The organism is Methanobrevibacter sp., assembly GCF_017431965.1.
Taxonomy (GTDB): domain Archaea; phylum Methanobacteriota; class Methanobacteria; order Methanobacteriales; family Methanobacteriaceae; genus Methanocatella.
Genome location: NZ_JAFRKB010000063.1, coordinates 1 through 4,171 on the forward strand (window position 1 = coordinate 1; position 4,171 = coordinate 4,171).

3 protein-coding genes are annotated in these 4,171 nt (G+C 30.6%); all 3 read left to right on the forward strand.

Translation table 11 applies throughout. The features are described 5' to 3' along the window. Window positions 1–155: 155 nt before the first annotated feature. Complete coding sequence (locus IJI93_RS09255; RefSeq protein WP_292822373.1) at window positions 156–1,865, forward strand: ABC transporter ATP-binding protein; 1,710 nt, start codon at window positions 156–158, stop codon at window positions 1,863–1,865. Further along, window positions 1,865–3,634 (forward strand): ABC transporter ATP-binding protein, encoded by a 1,770-nt coding sequence (locus IJI93_RS09260; protein ID WP_292822375.1) that lies wholly within the window; start codon window positions 1,865–1,867, stop codon window positions 3,632–3,634. Before IJI93_RS09255 ends, IJI93_RS09260 begins: the two co-directional genes overlap by 1 nt. A 345-nt stretch (window positions 3,635–3,979) precedes the next feature. Beyond that, window positions 3,980–4,171 (forward strand): SAP domain-containing protein (locus IJI93_RS09265; protein ID WP_292822377.1); only part of this gene is annotated, 192 nt, incomplete at its 3' end.

A 4,171-nucleotide genomic window follows, 5' to 3' on the forward strand; every position in this document is an offset into this window, starting at 1 on the left:
GAATTTGACATGTTACCTCTTAAAGACAAAATTGAAAATATAGAAATAAATATTTTTGATGACCAGAAATTTGTCTACAAGTATGACTATTCAATATTTGTAAATCCGTTTAGAGAATTTTTAGAAGAATTTAAAAAATAAATCAGGTATACTTTATGAATGCTTTGATTTCACCAATAATAAAAAAATACAAAAGTTTTATACTTATTTTGCTCCTGTTAATCGTTCAGACATATTTCACATTAACACTGCCGGAATATACTGCAGATATTGTAAATATTGGTGTTGCAAATGCAGATATTAATTATATCTATAACATCGGAATAAAAATGATAATAATTACAGTTCTTGCCACAATTTCTGCAATACTTGCCTCCTTTTTCTCAATCAGGTTTTCTTCAGGATACGCAAGAGATTTAAGAAAAATGATTATTCCTAAAATCTTAAAATTTTCTAACCCTGAACTGAATGGTATTTCAAAATCTTCATTGATTACCCGATGCACAACAGATGTTTCACAGATACAAACGTTTATAAAAGAGCTTTTAACGGTAATTATATTTGCACCAATATTAGGGGTTGGAGGTATAATGAAGTCGTTGAAACTTGGAACATCCCTGTTCTGGATTATCGTGCTTATATTTGTCGTCATTATAATCTTAATGATTCCTCTTTTCAAAAAAGCTATGCCCTACCTTGGAAAATTTCAAGAAATTACAGATAGAATCCATGGAAACACCCGTGAAGTTTTAATGGGGATGCCAGTCATTAAAACTTTTGCAATGCAAGATTATGAAGATGCGAAATTTGACAAAGTAAACAGCAATTATCATAAAACCCGCATTAATGCCTATAGAATTATTCTTCTTTCAACTCCATTGTTAAGCTTGCATTTATCACTTATGACTGTTGGGATAATTTTCTTTGGATCTTTCCAAATTGAAGCAGGAAATCTATTAATTGGGGACTTGCTTGCATTTATTCAATATGCAACCCAAATCGTGACAGCCTTTATAATGGTTTCAACAGTTTTTACCATAATGCCTGATGTCATCGTTTCCATAAGGCGCGTGAATGAAATATTCCAAACAGAAGTAAGAATCGTTGATGGTGAAATTGAAACAATCAGTACAGACAAACCAATCATTGAATTTAGAAATGTGGATTTCAAATATCCCGATAGTGAAAGCAATATATTAACAAACATCAGTTTCAAATTGGAACCCGGTAAAACCATAGCCATTATCGGAGGAATCGGAAGCGGAAAATCAACAATACTAAATTTGATACCTCGTCTTCAAGATCCAACTTCAGGGGAAATACTATTGGATGGAGAAAATATTAAAAATTATAAGCTAGCGCCTTTGAGGGAAACTATAAGTCTGACACCGCAAAAAGCCCATTTATTCAAAGGAACTATAAAATCCAACATGAAAATTATTGATAAAAATGCAAATGATGATGAAATAAATGAAGCATTAAAAAGAGCTAACGTGAATTTCATTAATGGTTTAGATGATGAAGTTATGCCGGAAGGAGCTAATTTTTCAAGCAGTCAAAAGCAACGTCTATCAATAGCAAGATCAATTTTAAAGAAATGTAATTTTTATTTATTCGATGAATGCTTCTCAGAGCTTGACAAGAATACTGAAAAGATAATAAAAAACAACTTAAAAGATTTGGATGATGCGTCAATTCTGATTGTGTCCAAAAGAATCTCAACAATAAAAGATGCAGACGAAATAATTGTTCTGGATAATGGGAAAATCATTGATAGTGGAACACATGATAAATTAATTGAAAGCTGCGACATTTATCGTGAAATTGTAAACAGCCAAGTCAATCTATTGGGGGATGGGATATAATGACTTCAAATGGAGAAAAAATGGGATTAAGAGGAATTGTAAAAAATATTTTGCGATTGATGAAAGACCATGAACTTAAATTCCTTTTAACTGGCATTTGTGCAATACTATCCGTTCTATTTACAGTCATTAGTCCATTGCTATTAGGGGATGCAATCAATATCCTCATTGAAGGAGCCAAAAATACCATTAACCATACCGGAACACTTGATTTTGAAGGTTTGATTAAACTATTATCCATTGCTGCAACATTATATTTCATCAGTAATGTCGTTTCATACCTCCAAACATACTATTTGGTTAAAACAACTTCAGACATTATTTATTCCTTAAGACAAAGAATAATAAATAAGGCAATGCAAATGCCAATGGAGTCTGTTGATGAAAAACAAAGAGGCTATGTTTTATCAAGGATCATAGGTAGCGTCAATGTTTTGGAAAATGCCCTTATATCATCATTTACAGAAATAACAACTACAGTCATTACAATAATAGGTACATTAATAATGATGATTGCCACCAATGCCCTGCTGACATTAGCCATTGTTGGCGTAGTTTTACTATCATCAGCACTTATTGCAATCATCAGCAAAATCTCTCAAAAATATTTCACACTATACTCTAAAGGAGGTATATACAACCAGATTGAAGAAATATTTTCCCACCATGAGATAATAAGAACACTCAATTATGAAAATCACACCATTAGCGAATTTAATGATAATGTTGATGAATGGTATTCAGATGAATGGAAATCCAGATTCCTTTCAAGTCTAAATACTCCCTTAACAAACTTAAATTCTAATTTAGGATATGTTACAGTAGCCGTATTGGGTTCAATTTTTGTTCTTCAAGGTTCAATGACAATAGGAAGAATTTTATCATTTTTTGAATTTTTAAAGAATTTTACGGATCCGATTAAAACATTAACAGACATAATGCCTAAACTTCAGGCAGGGGCGGCATCCGCTGAAAGGATATTCGAGTTTTTAGAAATGGAAGATGAAGAAAATCCATCAACTAAAGAACTTGAAAGCTTAGAAAATGAAATAACCTTCGACAACATCAGCTTTGGTTATACCGAAGATGAAAAAATCATTGACAACTTTTCACTAACTGTCAAAAAAGGTGAAAAAATAGCCATCATCGGTGAAAAGGGATCTGGTAAGACAACCATTATCAAATTACTTACAAGATTATATGATGTCGATTCCGGAGAGATAAAAATTGACGGCACCAATATTAATGAATACGACAAACATTCTCTCAGATCATTAATGGGAATGGTTTTACAAGAAATCTGGCTATTTTCAGATACAATTGAAGAAAACATCAGATACGGCAATCTAGAAGCAACAGAGAATGAAATAATTGCCGCTTCCAAGAAAGCGAATGCAGATAAATTCATAAGACAACTTCCAGAAGGTTATAATACAATCCTAAATGAAGATGGGGACAATATATCACAAGGTCAAAGGCAACTCCTAACAATAGCAAGAGCAATTATTTCCAACAAGGAAATATTAATCTTAGACGAAGCAACATCCAATGTGGATACAAGAACAGAATTATTGATTCAGGAAGCTTTAGATGAGCTGATGAAAAATAAGACCAGTTTTATTGTAGCCCATAGATTATCAACCATTAGAAATGCTGACAAAATAGTTGTGCTTGGAAAAGGCAGAGTGATTGAGCAGGGAACCCATGAGGAGCTTTTAGCCAAAAAAGGTTACTACTACAATACACTGAAAACTCAAAGGAATATCTAATTTTATATTTAAATAATTTTTAAATTTATTAAACTGTCCAATAATTTTTAAATTTTTTAAATTTTTAATTTTTTTTATTAATTATTTTTTTCAAAATAATAATTTTTGAAATTAACCAAGTTTATCTGTTTATTTTATGATAATTTTTTTACTTTCAAACCACCAATTTAAAATTTAAAAATTTTTTTCAAAAATTTTTAATAATTTTAAATAAATTTATTAATTTTATAGTCATTTGATTATTTTTTTGAGTTAAAAATTAAATAATATTTAAAAAAATCAACATATTTAAATATATTACATTTCAAATGATATATCAATAAATAACTTTTTGGATATGATATCATGGCTAAAAAAGAAAAATCTTATAAAAATTCAAGCAGCGAAACATTAACCGCTGAAGAGATATCTGAAAAATACACAGTTCCAGAACTAAAATACATTTTAAGAGAAAACGGTTTGAAAGTTTCAGGCAAAAAGCAAGACCTCGTTGAAAGAGTTTTGCCTATCTTAAATGAGGATGTGTCTAATGATTCA

Bases quoted from the DNA above. Each gene is read 5' to 3' on its own strand.
- IJI93_RS09255 (WP_292822373.1), top strand. From the start codon at position 156: ATGAATGCTTTGATTTCACCAATAATAAAAAAATACAAAAGTTTTATA.
- IJI93_RS09260 (WP_292822375.1), top strand. From the start codon at position 1,865: ATGACTTCAAATGGAGAAAAAATGGGATTAAGAGGAATTGTAAAAAAT.